Source organism: Sphingobacterium sp. LRF_L2, assembly GCF_965644235.1.
Classification (GTDB): domain Bacteria; phylum Bacteroidota; class Bacteroidia; order Sphingobacteriales; family Sphingobacteriaceae; genus Sphingobacterium.
On sequence record NZ_CBFFRI010000001.1, the window covers coordinates 46,045 to 68,613 of the forward strand.

Below are 22,569 nucleotides of genomic sequence, written 5' to 3' on the forward strand. Positions count from 1 at the left end.
AATAAAAAAAATAATATGAACAGATTTATGGCCTGCTTATTCCTGCTGCTGCTGGGTAAAGCTCAGCTTAGAGCCCAACAGGTAGCAGATGAACAGTTTCATTATCCCATTACCGATCCGCACCACCGGGTCGGTGATGGACCTCTACTCCTATTTGACGAGGCACACAACAATCCGGTTACTTTGAGAGGAGCCTACGCTCCTTTTTCAGATCTCCTTCAGGCTGATGGATATCGCCTCCGAAGTGCTAAAGAAAAAATCTCTTACGATCAATTAAAGGAAGTAAAAATCTATATCAGCATAAATGCCTTATATAATCCGGAAAACTGGAAATTACCCACCTATTCAGCCTTTACCGATCAGGAGATAGAAACTCTCCGCCAATGGGTATTTGATGGTGGAAGCCTATTCCTAGTCACCGACCACATGCCTTGTGGCGGATCTGTACAAACGCTTGGTGCGGCATTTGGTATTCATATCGTGAACGGTTTTGCCTTACCTAAGAATGGACGTCCCGAGATCTTTTCAAAGGATAGAGAAACACTGTTATCTAATCAAATAACCACTGGATCGGATAAAGAAATAGACAGTATCATGTGCTGGGGTGGAACTGGCTTTATCGTACCAACTAAGGCGCATATTATTTCTTTATTAAATGAAGAATATGACATCTACCTACCAAATGATGCTAATCAGATAAAAAGACCTATTCCAGACTATATTCCCCGATTGTCTGGCAAAGGGTTTGCAAACGGAGCTTACCTGCAATTTGGGAAAGGTAGGATTGTAGTATTCGGAGATGGTGCTCCTTTTTCGGCACAACTCCATGGCATCAAAAGTGAAAAAAGAGGAATGAATCATCCGGACGCAAAACAGAATGCCCAGTTTTTGCTCAATATCGTTCATTGGCTCGACCAATGAAATGATTTGACTAAAGACATACAGTATATAAGCTTCGGAAAATGAAAAGAGAGGACGGATCAGATTAGTATTCCTATCAAAACTTTTAAATGGTCGCAATTATTGAGTTGCTTCCCTTGATTCATAAAGCGGAGTCCATTGCGGATATGAATATGATAAATTATTAGAATATTATACTCGTAAGTGAAAATAAATCTAAGATGGCGTAGAAAACTTATTCAAAAGCCAAATCCACGCTACAATTACTATAGTAAATCCAATCCAAGGAGTTTTCATACTTAATGCCGCAAATAAACCGATGACGACAACTATGTTGATAATAAAAAACAAAATTACATTTCTCATAACATTAAAATTTTGATTAAAAAAAACAGGCAAATAGAACTAAATAGGGTAATCCCATATCATTCTATTTGCCTATTTTTATCTTCTTAATAAACTGTAATAAAGGCACTAAAGGTTCTATTGAACTCTCATGACCCCACTTAAGCAGACACTTGATAGAAGTTGTCTCCTTTTTTTATACCCATAAAAAACTATGAACCAAGCTCTTAAAACAGGTTCATTTAGAGTTCGAAAATTTTAACAAAATTATTTAGTCTTTTGTTATCAATGACGCAAAAAATGAGGTTTGTAGCCACTCTCCTATTGTTTTTCCAAAGTTCGATTTCTCCTTAAGGATTCGGCATCCAAGCTACATGGATCGACGCTGTAGTATTTGGCCATTAAATATAAAAAATCTAAAACAGTAACGCTTTATTCGCTTTATTTAAAAAAAAGGCAGGCATCTAAAAGAAGACAGTATGTTCTGGCTATTTGTCTGCAGGTTTTTATCAGGCATATTTAGCGGAGCATACGGCGTAAACGAGCCGCCATTACTGGTGTACGGAAATCTCAGGCAATGGAGCGCCAGGTATTTCCGAGCGACGCTTCAGGCGTATGTTTTGCCGGTCAGCCTTATAAGTATCATAGGGTATTATTCAAAGTGCCTTATTACAAGTGAAATCAACGCCTATTTTTTCCATTTCACTGGACACCGCTCTCCCGAGCTTCTTTTTAGGCCGATGACTAAATCACAGGCTTATACTGATAACTACTTTTAAATAGGCAGCAAATTGCTATAAGCTGCAATAAAATGATAACTCTATTTAAGAGCATAAAATTGCTTTTAGTTTCCCACTTATACAATGAATTGTATCCAGATTATGGATCTAAGGCCAAACCGCTGTTAATAATATCTATACTATCATAATTTATAAAAAAAATTCGCTGGAAACTATGCTAAAAAGTGTAGCTGCCTTTTTATGAATAACTTTTCTCCTTAATTGTTCTTCCATAGCAGTTAAATGTAGTTTGTGCGCTCAAGCATTTACTTGTAAAGCTGATGAAAGAGAAGCTTTTGAGAAGCTCCTACTTTCATGCAATACCACGAAAAAAGTAAAATGAAAAATATAAAACTAAAACATGGACTGTAATATTATTTCAAGCAATAATATTATTAATTTTAATAAGGATCCGCCGTTGGCTGTATATTATCGGGTCCTTCTGTTAATATTCAAATTCATATATGGACGATAATCCAAAAAGAAACCACATTGGCGATATTGATCTCAACTTGGGCAAATACAATTGGCAGGAAAGCCGAAAAAATCGTTACACTTATGTGTTCAAATTCTATGATGAGAAAATGCAGCATTATATGCCTCACTTCGATTTGCATAGCAAATCTGCCCAAAGATTGGCAAAGGCAGCCCAAGATCCGGAGTATTTTGAATTGAAGCTTTATAAGTCCCCTGAATTCCCTCCTTTTGACTTTTATATACAAACTGATAATTATCAGCTTAGCTTACTGGTCAGCTTCTTTAAGGAAGTTTTTCAGGAAAAATCTTTTTATGAGGGATACTTACCTGGCCACCAATATTATTCATTGATACTTCCCAAAACTAAATACCTTGAAATCATTAATTTCATTAATGATTATGGACTGCTTCCGGTAAGGGATCTCATCTTTGAGCTCATTGCTATAGCCCAAAACATTTACACGGAAAAAATAGCTTTTTGGGAAAGGCCTGACATGCAAAAGCTTGTAGCATCAGCTGAAAAGGAAACTACAAAGGCAATACGTATAATTGAAAAGCTCAATAGACATAATTCGGGAAAAGCTCCGGACAGAGATATACCTGATTCTAAGCTGCTCAAGATAAACTTTGTTTTTAATGATGAAACCATAGGGCTGGAACATGAATGGCTTACTAAGGAATTTGTAGAACATTTCCGCGATTATTACGGTGGATTACCATACAAAAACTGGCGGCTCGATCTGGCACGATATCCCGATCGCTTTAAAGAGGATCAGGAAAAGCATCAATTCAAATATAAACTGGCACTCTCCTTTTACAACATGTTTATAGAAACAGGCCTATACAGACTTACTGGCGATGTGAAGACACCCAATAAACTTATGGAATGTATTGCCGGCTTACTTGAATTTTCACTAATTAAAGTGGCGGATGATGCTGCACCGGAAAGCGATAAGATTAGAACTGTCCGTAATTGGATCAAACGCAACAAAATTAAGCCGATGATTACCCAGGCCAAAGTCCCACATAATGCTGCACGCTTATTAAGATACTTTGAAGCAGATTTTATGGAATTGGGAGAAGAAATAAAGAAAGCTGACATACTGTCTATCGCAGGATATATTGCAAAAAGATTCGACCTGGAGCCGCTGATGGCCGACTTTGCACATCTCGCACAATGCCTTAAACAGATACGTTGGTTACTCAGGTCGGATTTTTCTGTCAATAAGACTATACAGGATAAGCGCTTTGAAGAATTTGAGAATTTCAAACAACTATTTACCAGCCTTCAGAAAGGTACCGCTATCACCTCTTTTAGCTATAAGCTCGAAGGCCAGAATAACGAATATAAACTTGAACAGCGATTGCCTCTATACCTCATTGAAGAGGCCCTTAAATGCTATGCCGAAGCTCAAAAGGTGGAGATAGACTCTGATTTGCTCCAAACATCGGTTAAAAGGTCGGACAATGGTTCTTTTTCTGTAAGGCACAAGTTACATTTTTCCCTTCCACACCAGCGGTTTGCCGTACGCTTTGTCAAATCTCTTTATGACTACTTATTGGCTGAAGTGCCTCCTGCGGAATTTGATTATTTACCTTCCCTTAGATATTATAGCATTATAGCAGCTTTGCTTATAAGGTCAGATTTTTTTTATACTCAAAATATAGATGAAAATTTTGCAGTAGAAAAAGTAAAGCAATGGCATAGATTGTCGCTATCATCTTAATAAAAAACGGATATAGACAATAACCAATTGAAAATCAACAGGAACAAGCCTTATTTAAAATTACTGGCACCTGTTCCTGAAAAAGTATTGTTGCTGTACGAGATTTGTTGTGTTTAAATACTAATACAATGAAACAGACCAAAACTACTGAGCATTTCAAATTTGAATTTTTGGGTATTAAAATGGATAGCTCTAATCCCGGCAAAAAATCAATACTCATCCTTCTTTTTGTTCTTGTATTTATCGGATACATCCTATTTTTATTCAAAGACTATCTTATACCATTTGCTGAATTAAGTTGCAGCAAATGGATTGTCAGTAAAATAAAAGGGATCAGATGAAAGAGGATTTCTTTATAAAAATACATTAAACTATAGAGGCAAATTCACCGGAGCCTAAAATAAATATTGTTCAAAATGCATGCGGCAAACCATATAGGCCTTACAAATATTTATTATAATTTTATATATGAAAAAAATATGTATTGAAAGTAGTATGGGATTGACACGGTTTTTAAATGCACAGAATCAGACCTACCTCAAAGCGCTGTCTGAATTGAAAGCAGGCCGTAAGAGCTCGCATTGGATGTGGTATATTTTTCCCCAGCTTAAAGGCCTTGGTCACAGTGATACAGCACAGTATTATGGAATAAACGGTATTGACGAAGCAACAGCTTATCTCGATCATCCCGTTCTGGGAAAACACTTAATAGAGATTGCTACCATTATTCTTACCATAGAGGGTAAAACCGCTGTTGAGATATTTGGAAGTCCTGATAATATGAAACTTCGCTCGTCAATGACCTTGTTTTCACGGGTTCCAAATGCACATCCTGTTTTCCGGCATGTTCTGGACAAATTCTTTAATGGATTGCCGGATGATAAAACACTGGATTTGCTAAAAAATATCCCCTGCTCTGAACGATTAATTGACCTCTAATTATGGAAAGCATACTTAAAGAAATCCAGAATGCATCACCTTACCTTTGGGACTATTACCATGGGATAGAAGATAATGACCCTTTGCCAATCCCATTTACAGAGACAAATGCTCATAGTCATTTTATATATCGTTACTTCAAACGTGCCGGAAAAGTAGATGTTTTTAATACATCAGGTATTGACTCTGATACTTTACACCGTCCCGATCATATTAATTCTGTGTTTTTCCTTGGCATCCTACTTTATTATAAAACGGGATTGCACAGGAGATATAAAATGAATACCAATGCACCCGGCTACAAAAGCTTTCCCTTTATATGGTTCCTGATCGCATTGTTCCACGATAATGCTTATGCTTATGAAAGGGATGAGAATGAGAAGAAAAAATTGGATAGTATCAAAACAATAGATGATTTGAAGGCCCATTTCGGCATTCAACATTTTTTATTTGATACCAGGTTCCGGTCAAATACCCAGAGACTTTTGAACGCAAGAAATTCCTACTTTTATTACAGGAGAAATTGCGGCTATAAGGTTATTGATCATGGCCTATTGGGTGGTATATTATTGTACGACCGCTTATATAAAATTAGAAAGAAAAAGAAACGGGAACAGGAGGAAACACTTTTTTGGGGCCCAAGCCTTATCTATCAATATAAAATGGCTGCCAATGCCATTTCTTTGCATAATATATGGCTACCGGAAAAAGAAGACGAACCCTTGTATCATAAGTATGGGTTACAAAACCTTATTGGATTAAGAAAACTGAAATTTAAAGATTTTCCCTTGTTTTACCTCTTAGGGATAGTAGATACCATAGAACCAGTTAAGGCCTTTGAAGGCAGTGGATTCGACTCGGCCTATATACTGGGCAACCTTGATATCAGTTTCAGTCAACGCTCGGTCACTATCTCCAATAAACCAGGTTCAGAATTGGTATTCTCCAAATTAACCGATAAACTCCGCTTTTTTGATAACTGGCTTGACCTAAAATATACAATTTCGGAAACCTCCTTTACGATTAATTTTCGTTAACTGCTGATGGTTTTCTCATCAACTTAACACACAGCCATCGTAGTACCTACGAAGCACCCTATATTATGAATTCCTTGAGGATCAGTTGCAGGCTATTTACATCATGATAGCCTCCTTCCGCTTTTCTTCTATGTAACATCCGGTGGCAATTAGCACAGACCAGAGCAAGGTCTTCAATTCTAGTGATGCGGGCGCCCTTATTAAGATGTATTTTATGGTGGCATTCGATAAATCTATCACCTAGCAGTCCATAGGCAGCCACAAAATCAAATCCGCAGCATTCACACCTTATCCTGCCATTTCCTTTCTTCAATGCCTCTTCCTTAGCTCTTCGTACAATTGCTGGGTTTCGGCGCGTAAGTTCTTGCAAAATATGCGCCCTGACAATCTTGTCACCCTCAGAACCTTCATACATATGTGCAGGCAAACGCCCGTATAAATTCTCTGAAGATAAGGAGTCACTGAAAAATTCGCCAAATAACTCCCATAGATCTACCTTAACTTCATCTACAGTGAGGTTTTCCCTATTTCCCAGATTAATAATCGGATTGGTTAAGCCGCGATTGGGTTTAAAGAAATTATAATAGCCGGGATTGGGAATTGCCTGGATAGGTTCAGCCTTTGCGAGTAGCTTTACTTCACGGCACCACCTGTGCTTTAGTGAGTTTTCATCCACATGTATATCTTCTGAAACAGGAACTACTAAATGGGTTAAGTAGACAAGCCTATTTCTCTGCCCGTTGATAAGGTTAGGCTTCTGAAACAAGACAATCACTTCACCTGTTTTAGGCGTCTCCGCACTTCCCCGCATTTTTGTAGGCCAGTTCAAGTAAAAATTATTTCCAACTTTTGCATTTTCATAAGCCCATCCTTCACCGTTATTTCTTTTAACATTTTTTATCCACTTGATATCTTCCGCTACCTCCATAGTGCCTGAATCATTTAGCTATAAGTCTATTTTAAATTGTAAATCACCTGTCGCTTCTTAAAAGCCGTTTCACCGCCTTCTAAAATAACGCACGCCATACTGTTGGTTTTCCTGTTATCGATTGAGCCCCTGTCTACAATTGAGGTTTTCTCATTAGTGCTTTTTAAAGGTACTATAAGTTCGGAATCTCCCAGCACCGCAATATTCGCATTATGGGTCACAATAATGACTTGACGATGCTCTTTGATCCTTTTTAGGTTTTTTACAAGGGTCTTATATATAAACTCGCTGTCCAGATTGTCCTCCGGCTGGTCAATTATTAACGGACAGTTTCTTTTGGAATACAGTAAAAGGGTCAGTAAAATGGATTGCTGCTGGCCCATGGACAATTTAGAAAAGTCCCTCTCTATCACCGTCTTTGAGTTATCATCATTTGTTATGATCTTCTTGATCTTAATAAATGGCTTATCTTTCACTACCAATCGTTCCAATTGGCCAAGGGTCTCCATATTTTTCAGGCGTGCGATAATATCCATGGCTTCCTCCTCTGAGAAAATCGGCTGCCCACTGCCATTTCGTAAAGCGGTAAATACTGTAACATCACTTTTGTGCAATGATTTAATTAGGTCGAAATAGGAAATTTTCTCTACGATAAGATCCGCCTTTGGAACTTGTGCAGTTCTATAACCCATCACATTTTTGATCAGCGTTGCTAACTCGGTCGATAAGTTCTGCTTTTCTATTCGTAGTTCAACTTCATAGTCAATAACTGATCCCTTTAAATTTCCATTTACCGTATAGATGAATTTATAACGCTCATTATAAAGATTGTCCAAGTTAGTCTTTCGTTCCCCTATAAGCGTCATCCTTTCCTTCACCAGTTCCTTATATTTAGTTTCCTTCTGTCTTAATTCTTTAAGCTTAGCATCAAAATCACTGACATCTTTGGTTACTTTGCGTATAAAGGACATATCGAGCTTAATGCCTTGCGCTTCGAGGACTATTCTTTTTTCTTCGATATTTTTTAGAATATCAACCTCCTTGGCCTTCCATTTTTCAATTTCATTTTTCAGGCTTTGTTTAAAAGCTGTAGAGTCTAAAACGACTTTGGAAGACTGTTGACCGATCGAGGTAATGTAACCATCCATAAGTGTTGAAACTGTACGGTACTCCTCTTTACCTACAATAATTTCAGACTCGGTAATTGAGTGGACGGCCTCTTTAAGGGAATCGGTGTTCAACCCATCGGTAATATTTTGTATATGTGTATCTAAATTTTCAAGCAGTTCATTCCTTAAGGTCCGCTCATTCGCTATACCTTCTTCCAGCTCAACAACTTCCTTTACGTTATGGGTCTTCAATTGTGCCAATTGCCCCTTAGCGTTGGTAAATGCCTGTTCTATCCCAGGGATACGGTCTATTTCAAGTTTCAGACGTTCCCTTAATGTCTGATTTTGCAGCAGTTGATTTCTCAACTCTTCGTCTTCAAACTCATAGGCGCTGGTATCGATAAAGTTATCAATGAATTTTAAAAGGATTTCAGGGTCTTTACCGCATTTTTGTATCGTAGCTGCAGTTTCTCCCTGTCCGAAACTTTCAATTGTAATTTGCTGGATACCATGTTGCGGATCGGAAAAATTGATGGCACTATTGTATTTTTGCTTTTGGAATTCTAGTATCTGGCCTACTTCGTCTTGATAGAATAACTTAATGGTATCTGGCCAAACCTCGTTATCGATGATGTCTTCCCTTGTTGGATTACCAGTAACAGCCCGTATACACTCTAATATAGTCGATTTTCCTGTGCCTCGCCCTCCGATCAGGCTGTTGAAATTATCACTGAAATGGATATGGTTCTTATCAAGGATACCGCCCTCAAAACTGATTCCAAGGAACTTCGGAAAAGATGTGGGAATACTTTCTTCGATCCGTACCCTCGCATTTGCGTCCAGAAAAGCAACCCTGAAGGAATTAAAGTCCAGAGAATCCAGTTTCAGTCTTGTTAGTTTCTTATTGCCACTCAGGTTCTTTCCTAATGCTATTAGCGTATGAGCGTCAGAAGACATGATTTTTGCGATATTATATGAATTATCTTCATTAAAAGCGTCAACTCTAGCTCTGAACAAACGCTTCCTGTCTGGATTTTCATCAAGTTCGGTAAACCAGTTTTCTGCGTTTTTGTTGGATATTTCCAACCCGTAGAGTAAATCATGTTTCAGGATGGCTTCCTTAAAAGGTGTATAACCTGCTGTATAATTCTCAAAGCCAGCATCAATATCAATATGGGCAGCAATCCCGAAACCACCATATTTACGCGCAGTAGCCAAAGCCGCTGTTATGGTGGTATCACACTGCTTCTTATCCACTGAAATTGTTAACTCACCATAAAAAGATCTGATTTGCTCATAAGTTTCAAAATAAACCAGAAAATGCCCTTGACTGGTGGACAGCTCAATACCCGGCACAACCAGAATGTTTTTCCCTTGTGCGTGATCTAATGCAGCTGGTATATTTCCAATTTCATTATGGTCTGTTATGCTAATGACTGCGATATTCTCTTTTATCGCTTCATCGATAATATTGGCCGGCGTCATTTGAGTGTCAGTTACATCATAGGAGGCATAAGGGCCAAAGGAATGAATATGCAGATCGGCTCTATAAAATTTAGCGCCATTTTCAATGGAAATTAGATCCTTTAGTTGCATCGGTTAATAGTGGTTAATTGTCGTATTTCAAATATAACAAGGTTTTGCTAAAAAAGCCAAAGATTTTTTACATCCTTTTATTGAAATATTACAGTGTAAATTCCAATATTGTCCTCATCGGACTGCGTTATCCGCCTTAAGTACTACCGAATATCATTCAGGAACTACCTGGGAGCTAATCAGTACAAAACTACTATTGAAATAATGTAATTGAACAGTCGAAAACTCTCATACTTAAAAATGGTGAAGCGTACTTATAATATAATTTAAGGCTATTACCATCCGCCATTCTAAGTTTAAACCGATACAAATACATTGAATTTTTTCAAACTTCTATTGAATCTAAGAAGGATAACAGAGCAATCAAGCTTCCATCTGGAATCCCGCCAACTCCACAAAAAATGAGACATCTAAAAGATGTCTTTTTTTATGGCCTTAAGGGTCCGAACAATTTCTTTGCAAGTTTGAGTTTGGGGCTCTTGTGTATACTTTTAAACGTTTTCCTACTGAAAGAGAGAGAGCCCATGTGTATACAGTATTTTATAGGCCATACTTGACACTTAGTTCCTCAAAAACAAGATCGGCTGGTTGACAATCGTCCAACAATAAATCATTCTGAGACAAAAGAAACTGCTTTTGTTTGTCGGTCAGTTCAAAATCGCTCTCTTTTGGCTCATACGTAGCCCCAATGAGTTCGAGTACTTCGAGGAAAAAAGAAGTCTTATCTTCCGGAACCGATACTTTGAATGTTGTCATACCAAAATTTAGCAATAAATATTCCAAATTACTAACAGTTAGGTCAATTCCTACTTTCAACTGCAAAATTATCTGACAAGATATTTATTAGGTGTAAGAAAGCCACTTTATGTATACTTTTTAAAGTTCTGTTACAGACAAGGAACGGCCTCAGTTGTCTATAATTTGATCAACAGGGAACCACCCTTTGCATATACCCGAGCTGTAATCTATCGCTCTATTGCAAATAATAGTATTTAGTGAGTGACAGTTGTCCTCATTCGGCGGCGTCACAAGAAGTCTCATGTCCTATTAAATCGACCCTCTAAAACATACACAACATCCCTCTATCTATGCCAAGAGGGATTTTTCGTACGGCCCCCCAGCTTGGCAAACAGTAAATAAAGTTCCCTAAGAATTCTTTGTTGGAATAGGAGGCAGCGACGTTGGAATAGGCGGTAACGGCATGTTTGTAGAAATCGAATTCATGGATTTTATTAATTTCATCTCTTCTTCAAACATTTTTCTCTGCATCTCCATTCTTTCAACTTCTAACCCTTGGGTATACCTCTCTCGTCTATTTACCAATCTAATACCCAAGGAAAAAAGCAGCACAAGCAACATGGGATACCCCCAGGGCCCTTCTCCACCAATTAAAAAAATCAACAAATAAAAAGACGAAAAAACAATACCTATAATAAATATCCTTCTGACGATTGTATACCTTGAAAGAGGTGTACTAGAAGTATAATCCATCGGATTATACTCAAAACCCGACGTGTTATTATTAAAATCAATAGCAGTTTTTTCACGCCAATAAGCATCTTGCGCTATCCTGTCACTAGAATGACCGCTGTAAGATCTGCCGGCTCGGGCATCCTCTCTTGCGGAATATTCCCGCTGATAATCGTTGTCATAAGGGTTATAGCTACTCATAATTTTTTCAGTTAACAATCTACTCTAAATAAGATAAATATATCAAAAACAGCAATACCCCAAAGGTAGTATTTTTTAAACACGACAGATAGCTCCTTTCCCCTACCTTCGCGCATGACAATCGACGAACTAAAAACCTTCTTCAAGGATAAGATCTTTACCCCTCTAATATAAATAAGCGAAGATCAGATAGTTTCTGATCCTGTACAGTTTCTAAAAACGCAATTCATAATAGTCGGCCAATGGCCTGAAAAGAAACCTTTAGATAGATGTGCTGCTTATTTACGATTGATGAAGTTTTATGAGGCGGTAAAATAGAAGCAATTAACGCCCTAGGGATAATAAAATCACTATCATCCTGAATATCTAAAATCTTTGGATCCACATCCCAAAATAAGTGCTTGGGAAAGATTTGCGATATATCCTTTATGGTGTTCATTTATACAAATTACCAGCATATTAGAAATAAAATAAATTTGGATATAAAACATCTAAACAAATCTTTATCCGCGAACCAAGTTACTACATTGTTCCAAAAACCGCTCACATCGTTCGTCGTAACGATAAGCTTCATCCCAACCAACCGTAGACCAGCCCTGATACCGGATATCTTTTACAGTTTGTGCAAATTCATCAAACAGCGATTTTTCCTCCTCAGTATTCCGAGGAAAGATATCATTTGGAAATTGCCATAAACCAGCACACAGACTGAATAAATGTTTTAGATTGTATTGGTATGGCGTATAGTCATAAAAATATTCTAGTAGACCCAAACATGCTTGTTCAATAGCTTGATTATAAAGAAGGACTTTAATTTCAAGCTCTTCAGAATGATCGATCGCCTTCCCTCCATTGTAGAAACCCATCGCATTATTTTCTCTTTGGTACCATTTTGTTGTCGCCTCGTTCATTTCATCTTTGGTGCGCTCTCCATTGCATTCATGAAATTCCCAGTTCAATAAATTGCTTCCCACAATATGCAGCGGATCTATATATTGCAACACCCCATGAAAGAATGGACTGTTTTTGTCCAACTGCTTTTGTATTTGGCTTCGAGTGAAAGATAGCAATAGAACGGATACTTCCAACTCCTTGTTTATTGACGCTTGAATATTACCTATTGTCTCCCGAACATCGATCTCGCTGACAATTAACAAATCGAAGCAGTAATCATAAATAGCAGTATTTGACAGTTTATTAATACCATTGGTAACAAATGACCTAGTTCGCTGACCAACGAGATAAATACCCTGTATGTCAACAATATGCTGCAAACGATTAATAATTAATTCCAACTTTTTATTAGCGGCGCTTTTGTTGCCATCGTATGCCGCCTTTATAGAATCATCAGTAGCAATGTCCTGTAGCAACTTAATTTGACTTTCGACACGATCTTCTATGTTCTCTTTAGAACGATCGACCTCAAAGTCGTAATCTCTAAAATCCGTCACGGAACCCTTAAATATTGCGTCGGTAATCTGCATGAAGTTTTCCATCCGTTCTTCCAATTTCAGCAGAAAATCAAGATCGACGTCAAAATCATCTTCATAGCGTGCTGCCCGATACACCTCATCTAAAAATTGAAGCAGAATTTCATCATCTGGTCTGCCCTCTTTAAATATAGTTAATGATGGAGCCATGCCAACCAGATAACGATGATGAGATCGTACGGAGTGCGTTGCGCGCTCCTTCCCCACCACCATAATCTCCATACATCTATACCTCAACTCAAATACCTGCTGTAGCATAAATCCCGCATGCAACAGCGAATTCCGCCCCTTGAAATAATAGTAACCTTCTTTAAACTCATTTACTTTATGATTTTCGCGGTCAAATAATTCGTTAACCGACTTCAATGTACTTTCTCGGGAATATCCTTCAGGGTATAAGTCGAATGTTGACAATGGGTTTTGATAAATAAGTTTTTCCGGATGGCAGTTCATATGTAAATATAAGTTCCCATTAACAAGCTTGCTTTTGACCTGAAACGCTACGAAAGTAACATGATGGAATTGTGGATAGTCCTTCAAGGACATTCTAATCTGTGGATCAAGCTCACCGACAGATTTATGTTCCTTGTTGGATAAAAGGATAACCAACTCATAAAAAGGAACATCAACCGCATCGTAATTATTCAGAAATATCCGATCGATATTGTACTTGTTAGTTAGATTCAGAATGATGTTCTTCAAATCAGTCTGATCATTTTTATTTGTAATTTCCATAACTCATCTATTTTTGGTTTTATTTTCTACTTTTTGGTTATCTACGATCTCTTGGGCAGGGATGCCTTTGGGGTATTTGATTCCATCAGTTCTTGTTCGTCGCTGGCAAAAGTCAATTAAAATCACGGTTACGACATCTAGGATTTTCAGCAGCCGATCGCGAGTCTTCAAGTTTTCAATATCCAAGCAAGCCCTATCCTTTTCGTTCATATAACAGATCAGTCGGTTTTCTACTGCACACAACAGATCATGGACTTCTACATCAAAATACACTTTTGATAAGGTTTTCGCCAATTTTTCACGTTGCTTTACACTTAGGTTCTTAGGCCGCCAGTACTTGATTTCGCTTTCGGGGATTGGGCATATTAACCAATTAAAACGATCAGGCGATAACCAATCCTCCGGGAAATAATTTGTTTGAAGTAATAACCAGCCCGTTTGTATTAGCCAGCGCAGATTAAATCTTAAGTCATTTGGTTTCATTGTAAAACCTTGCTGCGGCTCGTGACATCCCGCATAAAGCTCCAAAATATCCCTTCGAAGTTCATCGTAGCTCACGTCAAAAAAGAGCATACTACACATTTCAATTGGGTTTGCATCACGGTAAGACTCGTAGGTCATGTTAAAAAAAGAAAGGTATAAATGCGCATTTGGCGGAGGATAATCAATATCAGCCCAATGAACGGCAATAATGCAAGCCTCTATCAACTTCAATAACTGCGCATAGGTTTTCAGTGGAGTATCGTCTACCGACCATTCAAATAGGCTTTCATTTTCGAATAGGCATTGTTTGTAGTCGTCAAAAAGATTTAACCACGAGGATAAATCCATTAAAGAAAAAAAGCTCTTAAAGGCTTCGGTGAAATTTTGCACCTCCGCTCGGCTCAACTGCGTAAAGCCATAATCGAAATGTGCCAGATGATGATTGAGTTTTTCATCATCACGATGTCGATATTTTTTTAAACAGCGGTAAGGATTTTTCAGCCATTTGACGTCTATCCATTCTTCCTCATAGTTCAACCGCTTTTTATGGTGCAGAAAGTAATGACATCCCTTCACCATCAGAATAAGCTTATCTAATGTTATTTGCAATTGACGCTGCTCCTCATCCGTTGTTTGAGATCTGGATGTCAGGGCCATAAATAACTTCCAGAGCCTTTCACGAAACGAATCAAAGCTTTCACATTCAAAAGCTTGATAAATCCCCCCTTCTAAAAGATAGCACTGAGGTTCTGATTCGAATTGAGGATTTTTGATATATACGTTTTCCATAGCATTATATTTCTATTTTATCGGCACCAGTGATTTGCTTCATGGCACAGCCTTCATCTAATCGTATTATTTTCATCCTAGGGCTTTCGCGATATTCTATTTTACTACGTCCGAACAGCCCAAGCTCAAGTTCATCTTCGAACCATACAGACGCCTTAGCCTCGTCGTGGACATGCACATTACCTTCCGACGCTTCCAGTTCCGACCCATCATAAACACTTCGCTGATGCGCCAAGACACGTGAGAAAATTGTTCTACCGGACAATTTTGCATAGGCATTTTTTATCACGGTACAGTCGAGAGAAAAAGCGTCTACGGTTATATCTAGATTTCCTTCTCTTACGATTATCCCCATTTTTTGTAGTGTGAGTTTCTCTGAGGATCTAACAAAGCATTTATCCAGCATCTGCAATCCTGTCAAGATTTTATAGGTAATCGTTATCTGCGGATAATAATCGTGTAGCAACAGGTAACCGTAATATTCGGGCTTGGTGTATACGACTAATTGATCGTTGAGGATAGATACATTTACCCAATTTGCTTTTTCTCCATTTTCGTCGATAGAGAAAGATGGTTGGTCGCCATGTGATAGTGTAATCTTACAGCGAGTTTGTACAATTAAGTTGTTAAAATCATTCATGCTTTTTCATTTAGTGTTCTTCCAGTATAGAAATATCCCCCTTATGCCTATTCTTTTCAAACCAACGTTTGAACCAATGCTGCACATACATGTGGTTGCTTTTCCAAAAGAGCTTCATGTCCTCATGATCCATACCATCAATCGTTTTACGTATTTTTCGGTCAGCTTTTAGTTCGTCAAACATCTGCTTGATCTGCTTTTTAGTGTACAGAGGCTGGCCATATTTGCAGGCTAAAAAGAACTTCTTTGCTATTTTTCGTTGTTTAGGTGTAGCTGAATTATGATGGGAGTAGCTTAACATCCACATAAAATCGTTTAACAGTTTTTCGACCTTGATATCTAATATGGCACACAGCATTCTGAGATTTGATGGAATGTCCAGGTTTACCTCTCTAACTTTACTGGAATACATTTCATCGATTTCAGCATACTTGTGATACATATCTACTGTTACGATTTTGGTCTTCTTTTTCTTCTTCATATCAAATTTATTTTGGTTCACACAAATGAACACTACGACATCCAGGTACCGAACCAAAACGGATTGTATAAAACAAATAGCCTTTGTATTGCACAAGCAATATCTTGTTTTGTACCATCTCAAGATATTTCGTATCTTGAACCCTGAATATTTGTTAACTTTGGAATATGAGCACAACCAACACAACCAACCATATAGGAAGAAAAATCAGCCGCATCCGTGAACTGCGCGGCATGAAGCAGGATGCTTTAGCCATTGAATTGGGTGTCAGTCAGCAGACGGTATCCAATATCGAAAAAAGTGCTGCTATCGAAGCGGATCTATTGGCACAGGTAGCCGAAATATTAGGTGTTACGCCAGAAGCTATTGAGAATTTTAGTGAGGAGGCTGTGTTTAACTTCTTTAACAGTTTTCACGACAGCAGTTCTAATAATGGTGCTATTTATGCGACTGGTTGTACTTTCAATCCTCTTGATAAACTTATTGAAGCGCACGAAGAAAACAAAAAGCTTTACGAACGCCTTTTGGAAGCCGAAAAATCTAAGGTAGAGTATTTGGAGAACCTTCTAAGAGAAAGATAGTTTTCTCTCCAGCTTTTGATTACCTATGAGCAAAAATAGCCCAACTTCAATATTTCAAGGCTCTTTATTTGAAGAAGATTACCTTGTTAGAACTCTAGGACCTTTGGTACATTCCTCTGAGATTGCACTTACGGAACTTGTGGCAAACGCGTGGGACGCAGGTGCTACTCTAGTTGATATATTTATTCCTGAAGAATACAATCAAAAATTAATTGTAGAAGATAATGGTACAGGCTTAACCAAAGAGCAGTTCGAACAACGTTGGATGCGATTAGGATATAATCGAATTAAACATCAAGGGAAAAATGTCACCTTTCCGGCAAATGTTGAAGGAAAACGGATGGCTTACGGGCGTAATGGTATCGGGCGTCACGGTCTGCTTTGCTTCAGCAATGAATACACAGTCATCACAAACAGTGAAGGAAAAAAATCTACATTCACAATCACAACTCAAGACGAAACACATCCTTTCGTTATTAAGAATGCAAAATTTGAAGTATCTTCTACCAATGGGACACGACTTGAGGTTATAGTCAATAAGAACCTACCTAATCCTCAAAAAATTCTACAAATAATTTCCGCAAGATTTCTTCACGATCCCAAATTTATTGTTTCAATCAATAGACAAACTGTTCAACTGGAACAGCATTCAGGTTTAGTTGACACAACTATATTGCAGATCGGCGACATCAAATTAATAGCTCATTTTATTGACTCTCAAAAATCGGCCAGATCTACATTATACCAAGGGATAGCTTTTTGGCAAAGTAATCGATTAGTAGGCGAACCTTCATGGATTCTAAACAACGAGGTGGTCATTGATGGAAGAACTAAATTTGCCAGAAGATATACTGTAGTTGTTGAAACGAGTGATTTAGCAGATTATATCGTCGAAGATTGGACTGGCTTTAAGAAAAGCGAAACAATGAACAATGTCTATAAAAAGGTCATTGGATATGTCCACGAAAAGTTTTCTGAAATTGCTAAAGATTCTGTTGAAGAGACAAGATTGCAGATAAAAAATGATTTCCATTCTGAAATATCAAAATTACCTCCTCTAGCCAAATTTGAAGTTAATCAGGCAATAGAAAATATTACGGTCAATTATCCTACAGTAAAAATAGAAAGTATTTCGATAGCGGTCGAGGCGATCATTAATTTAGAAAAGACTCGTTCCGGAAAAGAATTGCTCACAAAACTTGCCAAGCTAAATGATGATGATATTAACGGCTTAAATGCTTTGCTAGATAACTGGTCAGTTAGAGATGCTCTTAGTGTATTAGATGAAATCGATAGTCGAATATCTGTTATCGAAGCCATCCGTAAACTTTCTGGTGATAAAGATGTTGATGAACTACACGTGCTACATCCTTTAGTTACTAGTGCTAGATGGTTATTCGGACCGGAGTTTGAATCTGCTGAGTACTCCTCAAACCGTCAACTTCAAACTGCTGTTGAAACAGTTTTTAAAAAGAAAATTGGAAAAGAAGTTTTTAACAACCATCGGAAGAGACCGGACATCGTTGTTCTAAATAATTCAACGGCTTCTGTGACCGGGATAGAATCTTTTGACAATGATTCCAATTTATCTACATTGAGCAAAATTCTCATTATCGAACTTAAAAGAGGTGGCTTTAATTTAACTAGAGAAGAGAGAAACCAAGCTCAAGGATATGTCGAGGATTTTATGGGATGTGGTAACATTATCGGAAATCCTTATATCGAAGCATTTGTTGTAGGCGAATCCTTCAGTGAAAAGATCCAGCCAATCAGTACCGTTATCAACGAGAATAAAGTGGAAATGGGTAAAATCAGGATTGCTACATTTGGGCAGCTTGTGGATACTGCAGAAAAAAGACTTTTTGGCTTACGTCAAAAGCTAAGTGATCGTTACGATGATATCCCAGGTATGGATTTATTTATCCAACAGAATAAACAGTTAACTGTCGAGTTTATAAAAAATGGAACCGACAATTAAATTAAGCTACTGACTTGTTTCTCTAACTTCTTAAGCTCAAGATTCAAATCCACTCTCTTATTAAACTGCTTGCAGGAAGATATAGCCGACCGTAGTTTGTTGATTTCCTTTCGAAGTTGAAAGAGTTTCGAACTCTTTTCGATAAGTTCAGCCATAGAATCCACTTCTTTCGATGCAAAAGCAGATAGCTGTTTACACAAATCAAAAAATACAGCATCTAGGCTTTCCTTCAAATTCAGCCGAAACGTGTTGTCTGCTGCCACGAACCATTCTGAAGCAAATTCCCAATCTACAACAGAAGTATCAGCGAGTGTTGGATGAGGATGTTTAGCGGAGACGGATAAATAAAATCGGTCACCAAATTGCATGACAAATATAACGCCGTATGGAACACTTTTATTGATAGCAGTGAGCAATTCTGATATTCGCTCCTCCCGTTTTAGTTCAATATGGATGATCTGGATTTCCGTAAAATACTTCCCGGACAGGTTTATTGTTGCCGGCGCCAATTTATGCGTCCAGGTCATTTTACTGATCAACTCCGTAAATAGCCGTTTCTGCTTATTCGATATTAAGCCGTCAAAAGAATTCTTTGGGATAACTTTCCCGTAAGATGTACTTATAGGTAAATTAAAAAGATCAACCATTAGCGCGCACGATTAGAAAAGTGATTAATTGAAAATCTTCTAATCCCTTAATTTTATCGGTTAAAGCGGTGGTGCCACCTGATCGGAACAGACTATGTATTTCTTTTTCCTCTTCTGCTTGGATGATGGAGCTGATACTATCCTTTAATAAACTTGAATAGTCATCCATCTGGTGATATTCATCTGTCTCTTTACTCAATGCTTTACAGAGATCGGTTAGCGGCTCCGTTTTACCTTTGCATAGCTTGCGCATGGCATCGAGTATCTTTTTAGATTCTACGTGTTTCAGGTGAAGAAGTCCATCCGAACTGATATATACCAGATAGTATGGATGTAAACGATTGGTTTTATTGATGTTGACGGACGAGTTTATATTCTTTAGGACAAATATAGTACCTGCAGGTAACATATCATCAGCAGGAACAACAGCATGTAGTCCTTCAGGAATATGATCCAGTGTTCCATACAGTTTAAAATAATTGGAAAGATCGACTCGAAAATCATTTAATCCAAGATCTGTAATGTCCACGCCCTCTCGAAGATCTTCTAGGTCAATTACTTCATCCTTCAGCTTTTGGAGCTGTATCTTTCTGTACTCCAAATCTTGCTCTCTAGCATTCAAGATATTGTCATCTCCCGTACTGGCCATATTCGAAATCAACATACGGCTCTCTACTTTCTGCTTGAGATTGATATAAGCGTCCAGCGTCACATCTGGCCAAAAATTGACGAGCGTTATTGTATCATTTTTGGAGCCAATACGATCGATACGACCAAATCGTTGAATGATACGTACCGGATTCCAGTGAATGTCATAATTGACCAGATAATCACAGTCCTGAAGATTTTGTCCCTCCGAAATACAATCTGTGGCAATCAGAATATCAATCTCCTCATTTATCTGCGGATATAGCTGAGATTTTCCTTTTGACAGCGGAGAAAAACAAGTGAGTAACGGGTTTAGATCCGAAGGTATACTTTTCGCTGAGCTGATTTTTCTGGATCCGGTAATCAGCGCTGTATGAATACCGTACTTATTCTTGAAATGAGTGTGAATATGCTCGTACAGATAATTTGCCGTATCCGCAAAAGCGGTAAAGACAATTGCTTTCTTATTCTGGCTATTAAACGGACGATTGATTTTTCCTTCTAACAGCGCAAGAAGCTGACGAAGTTTATAATCTTCATGTCCGCGAACGTGCTCAATGCTATCCCAAATTCCACGTAGTAATTTTAAATCGTCCTGCAAATCTTCTTGCCATTGGTAAACATCCATGTCGGCGATATGCACTTTGATCTTTTTACCAATAAAGTGTTCCTCATCCCCCCAGTCGGACTCCCAGTCAAAATTTTCGTCTTCAATTCGTGCCTGTATCCCTTCGTAATCTGATTTTACACCATCTCTAATAGTCTGTAGTGTTTTCTCAATTAAACCGATAATACCTTCAAGCGTGATACGGAATGAATCAACGGAACTCTCTAACCGCTTTAAAAGATTAATACGCAAGAGAATACGTAAGCTGTTGTCACGGTCGATTTGAGACAATCTGCCAGCACCGGCTCGCACATCTTTCTCGTAGAGGTCTCGATACAATTCTAGTTTACTGGGTAGAATATAATTTAATGGCGTATAGACCGAAAGATTTAATAAGGTGAGACTTTCTGCTATTTGCACGTAGGTGACACGCCCATCCTCCGTTAACGGACTTTGGATAGCGAGCGGTTCATTCCGCTTCGGGAACTTACCAATAGCACTGGTATCGTAGTACGTGGTGATATGCTTTCTTGATCGTGCGATGGTTAACGAATCTAATATCTCGAAAAAATCAAAGTCAAGCATCTCCAATAAGCGTTCGGTAGTCCGATATCCCGTATCATATTTACTCCAGGTATTGAACGCTTGTTGTGCTTTTCTGAAAACCTGCTCAATGGAGCTTTTAGTGTCCAGCTTTTGATCTATAATGGCCGCTTCACCCTCATAGGCCAATGCTAATTGATTCCGTAAATCCGCAAAGCGATTATTGACTGGCGTTGCAGACAACATCAATACTTTTGTCTCGATACCTTCCTTGATCACTTTACGCAATAGCTTCTGATACCTGTTTTCCCGGTCTGAATATGGATTGTTATTTCTGAAATTATGAGATTCGTCAATGACCACGAGACCATAATTCCCCCAATTGACATTTTCCAAACTTCGACCGTTGCTCATACCCCGGTCGCGACTGAGATCTGTATGAAACAATACATCATACCGAAAGCGGTCCGCTGCCAAAAAATTGTTCTTGTCATTATGACGGTAAGCGTTCCAGTTTGCTTCTAATTTTTTCGGACACAATACCAGAACATCCTTATTCCGCATCTCGTAGTATTTGATCACCCCTAAAGCAGAGAAGGTCTTACCCAAGCCTACACTATCCGCTAAAATGCAGCCGCTATATTTTTCAAGTTTGTTAATGGCACCTATGACGGCGTCTCGTTGAAAGTTGTAGAGTTTGCTCCAGACCAACGTATCTTTAAAACCAATTTGGTCATTAGGCAAAGTATCTAAGGAAAGGTCTTCAAGAAAATCATTAAAAATATTGTATAACGTAATAAAGTAGATAAACTCCGGGCTATTTTCTTTATAAGCGGTCTCGAAATAGCTTTGCACCTGCTCGGTTACTTCCTTGAGGTCTTCTTCATTTTTCCAGACCTGATCAAACCATTCCAGATATGCTTCGCTATCGGGATAGTTGGTTTTTTGAATTAGTGTAGGGAATCCTCTCTTATGTGTAAAGCCTAAATCGGCCGTCGTAAAGCTTCCAATGTGCGCATAATTGACGGAATCATCTGCACTGTTCTTCACATGTATCATTCCATGTAAGGGTTGATGAAAATGCCGATTCGATTTAAAGCGAACCTTGTCTTTTACCCATTTTGAACATTCTCTGGCAATCGCACGTTGATTAAGCTGATTCTTGAGCCGAAGTTCAAATTCTCCGCCGCATAGATCCGCCTCCTTGTACAGGTGGGAGATGAAAAACTTGGGAACTTCTTTCTTTAAGTTTTCTTCTACGAATGTAGGCGAACTGAATATAAAGCGAAGCTCATCGATTTTGCCCAGCTCCTTGCGCAACGCTTCAAAGGCATAAATCGAAAAAGAAGAAGCGGCTATGCTCAACTTGCTTCCTCGTTGAATATGTTGCCTTAGATCATCGCCAAGGCGTTTGTTGATGTTATCGATGAGTTGCATAG

Annotated in this window: 17 protein-coding genes and 1 pseudogene; 7 read left to right on the forward strand and 11 right to left on the reverse strand. The window is 38.3% G+C overall.

All coding sequences use genetic code 11. The annotated features are described in order from the left end of the window. Positions 1 to 15: 15 nt before the first annotated feature. The 4 genes from ACSZOX_RS00210 to ACSZOX_RS00225 all read left to right on the forward strand — a co-directional run bounded on the left by ACSZOX_RS00210 (position 16) and on the right by ACSZOX_RS00225 (position 6,204). Positions 16 to 921, forward strand: a complete 906-nt coding sequence (locus ACSZOX_RS00210) for a hypothetical protein (RefSeq protein ID WP_437917683.1) — start codon at positions 16 to 18, stop codon at positions 919 to 921. Between the two features lie 1,567 nt (positions 922 to 2,488). Continuing rightward, positions 2,489 to 4,228 (forward strand): hypothetical protein, encoded by a 1,740-nt coding sequence (locus ACSZOX_RS00215; protein ID WP_437917684.1) that lies wholly within the window; start codon positions 2,489 to 2,491, stop codon positions 4,226 to 4,228. 468 nt (positions 4,229 to 4,696) lie between these two features. Continuing rightward, a complete protein-coding gene (locus tag ACSZOX_RS00220) occupies positions 4,697 to 5,167 on the forward strand; it encodes a DUF1810 domain-containing protein (protein WP_437917685.1) in 471 nt (156 codons plus the stop codon). 2 nt (positions 5,168 to 5,169) lie between these two features. Further along, positions 5,170 to 6,204: a hypothetical protein gene (locus ACSZOX_RS00225; protein ID WP_437917686.1), complete on the forward strand. Its 1,035-nt coding sequence runs from the start codon at positions 5,170 to 5,172 to the stop codon at positions 6,202 to 6,204. Between the two features lie 58 nt (positions 6,205 to 6,262). Here the strand turns inward: ACSZOX_RS00225 and ACSZOX_RS00230 are convergent, their stop codons facing one another. The 4 genes from ACSZOX_RS00230 to ACSZOX_RS00245 all read right to left on the reverse strand — a co-directional run bounded on the left by ACSZOX_RS00230 (position 6,263) and on the right by ACSZOX_RS00245 (position 11,508). Further along, on the reverse strand, positions 6,263 to 7,132 hold the full coding sequence (locus tag ACSZOX_RS00230) for an HNH endonuclease (protein WP_437917687.1): 870 nt from the start codon (positions 7,130 to 7,132) through the stop codon (positions 6,263 to 6,265). A 26-nt stretch (positions 7,133 to 7,158) separates the two neighbouring features. Beyond that, positions 7,159 to 9,837: a TrlF family AAA-like ATPase gene (locus ACSZOX_RS00235; RefSeq protein WP_437917688.1), complete on the reverse strand. Its 2,679-nt coding sequence runs from the start codon at positions 9,835 to 9,837 to the stop codon at positions 7,159 to 7,161. Between the two features lie 540 nt (positions 9,838 to 10,377). Next, positions 10,378 to 10,593: a hypothetical protein gene (locus ACSZOX_RS00240; RefSeq protein WP_437917689.1), complete on the reverse strand. Its 216-nt coding sequence runs from the start codon at positions 10,591 to 10,593 to the stop codon at positions 10,378 to 10,380. A 390-nt stretch (positions 10,594 to 10,983) separates the two neighbouring features. Continuing rightward, positions 10,984 to 11,508: a hypothetical protein gene (locus tag ACSZOX_RS00245; protein ID WP_437917690.1), complete on the reverse strand. Its 525-nt coding sequence runs from the start codon at positions 11,506 to 11,508 to the stop codon at positions 10,984 to 10,986. Between the two features lie 231 nt (positions 11,509 to 11,739). Between ACSZOX_RS00245 and ACSZOX_RS00250 the strand changes: the two genes are divergently transcribed. Then, positions 11,740 to 11,826 (forward strand): hypothetical protein, encoded by an 87-nt coding sequence (locus ACSZOX_RS00250; RefSeq protein ID WP_437918291.1) that lies wholly within the window; start codon positions 11,740 to 11,742, stop codon positions 11,824 to 11,826. A gap of 19 nt (positions 11,827 to 11,845) precedes the next feature. Here ACSZOX_RS00250 and ACSZOX_RS00255 read toward each other — a convergent pair. From ACSZOX_RS00255 to ACSZOX_RS00275, 5 genes and pseudogenes are all read right to left on the reverse strand, one after another. Then, positions 11,846 to 11,947: pseudogene (locus ACSZOX_RS00255) on the reverse strand (DUF6922 domain-containing protein); the annotation flags it as partial. A 64-nt stretch (positions 11,948 to 12,011) separates the two neighbouring features. Then, complete coding sequence (locus ACSZOX_RS00260; protein WP_437917691.1) at positions 12,012 to 13,733, reverse strand: hypothetical protein; 1,722 nt, start codon at positions 13,731 to 13,733, stop codon at positions 12,012 to 12,014. Between the two features lie 3 nt (positions 13,734 to 13,736). Beyond that, entirely contained in the window at positions 13,737 to 15,005 is a 1,269-nt protein-coding gene (locus ACSZOX_RS00265; protein ID WP_437917692.1) for a hypothetical protein, read from the reverse strand. Between the two features lie 4 nt (positions 15,006 to 15,009). Continuing rightward, positions 15,010 to 15,645: a GIN domain-containing protein gene (locus tag ACSZOX_RS00270; protein ID WP_437917693.1), complete on the reverse strand. Its 636-nt coding sequence runs from the start codon at positions 15,643 to 15,645 to the stop codon at positions 15,010 to 15,012. Between the two features lie 10 nt (positions 15,646 to 15,655). Next, the gene (locus tag ACSZOX_RS00275) at positions 15,656 to 16,126 is read right to left on the reverse strand and encodes a hypothetical protein (protein ID WP_437917694.1); all 471 of its coding nucleotides are present in this window, start codon (positions 16,124 to 16,126) and stop codon (positions 15,656 to 15,658) included. Positions 16,127 to 16,293: 167 nt separating this feature from the next. Between ACSZOX_RS00275 and ACSZOX_RS00280 the strand changes: the two genes are divergently transcribed. Both ACSZOX_RS00280 and ACSZOX_RS00285 read left to right on the forward strand, forming a co-directional pair. Beyond that, entirely contained in the window at positions 16,294 to 16,707 is a 414-nt protein-coding gene (locus tag ACSZOX_RS00280) for a helix-turn-helix domain-containing protein (RefSeq protein WP_437917695.1), read from the forward strand. Between the two features lie 25 nt (positions 16,708 to 16,732). Continuing rightward, positions 16,733 to 18,685 carry an ATP-binding protein gene (locus ACSZOX_RS00285; RefSeq protein ID WP_437917696.1) on the forward strand — a complete coding sequence of 651 codons (1,953 nt, stop codon included), beginning with the start codon at positions 16,733 to 16,735 and terminating at the stop codon, positions 18,683 to 18,685. On the opposite strand, the gene ACSZOX_RS00290 is transcribed toward ACSZOX_RS00285, so the two are convergent. Then, complete coding sequence (locus tag ACSZOX_RS00290) at positions 18,682 to 19,332, reverse strand: DUF4391 domain-containing protein (RefSeq protein WP_437917697.1); 651 nt, start codon at positions 19,330 to 19,332, stop codon at positions 18,682 to 18,684. The genes ACSZOX_RS00285 and ACSZOX_RS00290 overlap by 4 nt on opposite strands. Then, positions 19,325 to 22,567, reverse strand: a complete 3,243-nt coding sequence (locus ACSZOX_RS00295; RefSeq protein ID WP_437917698.1) for a helicase-related protein — start codon at positions 22,565 to 22,567, stop codon at positions 19,325 to 19,327. Before ACSZOX_RS00295 ends, ACSZOX_RS00290 begins: the two co-directional genes overlap by 8 nt. Positions 22,568 to 22,569: the final 2 nt, after the last annotated feature.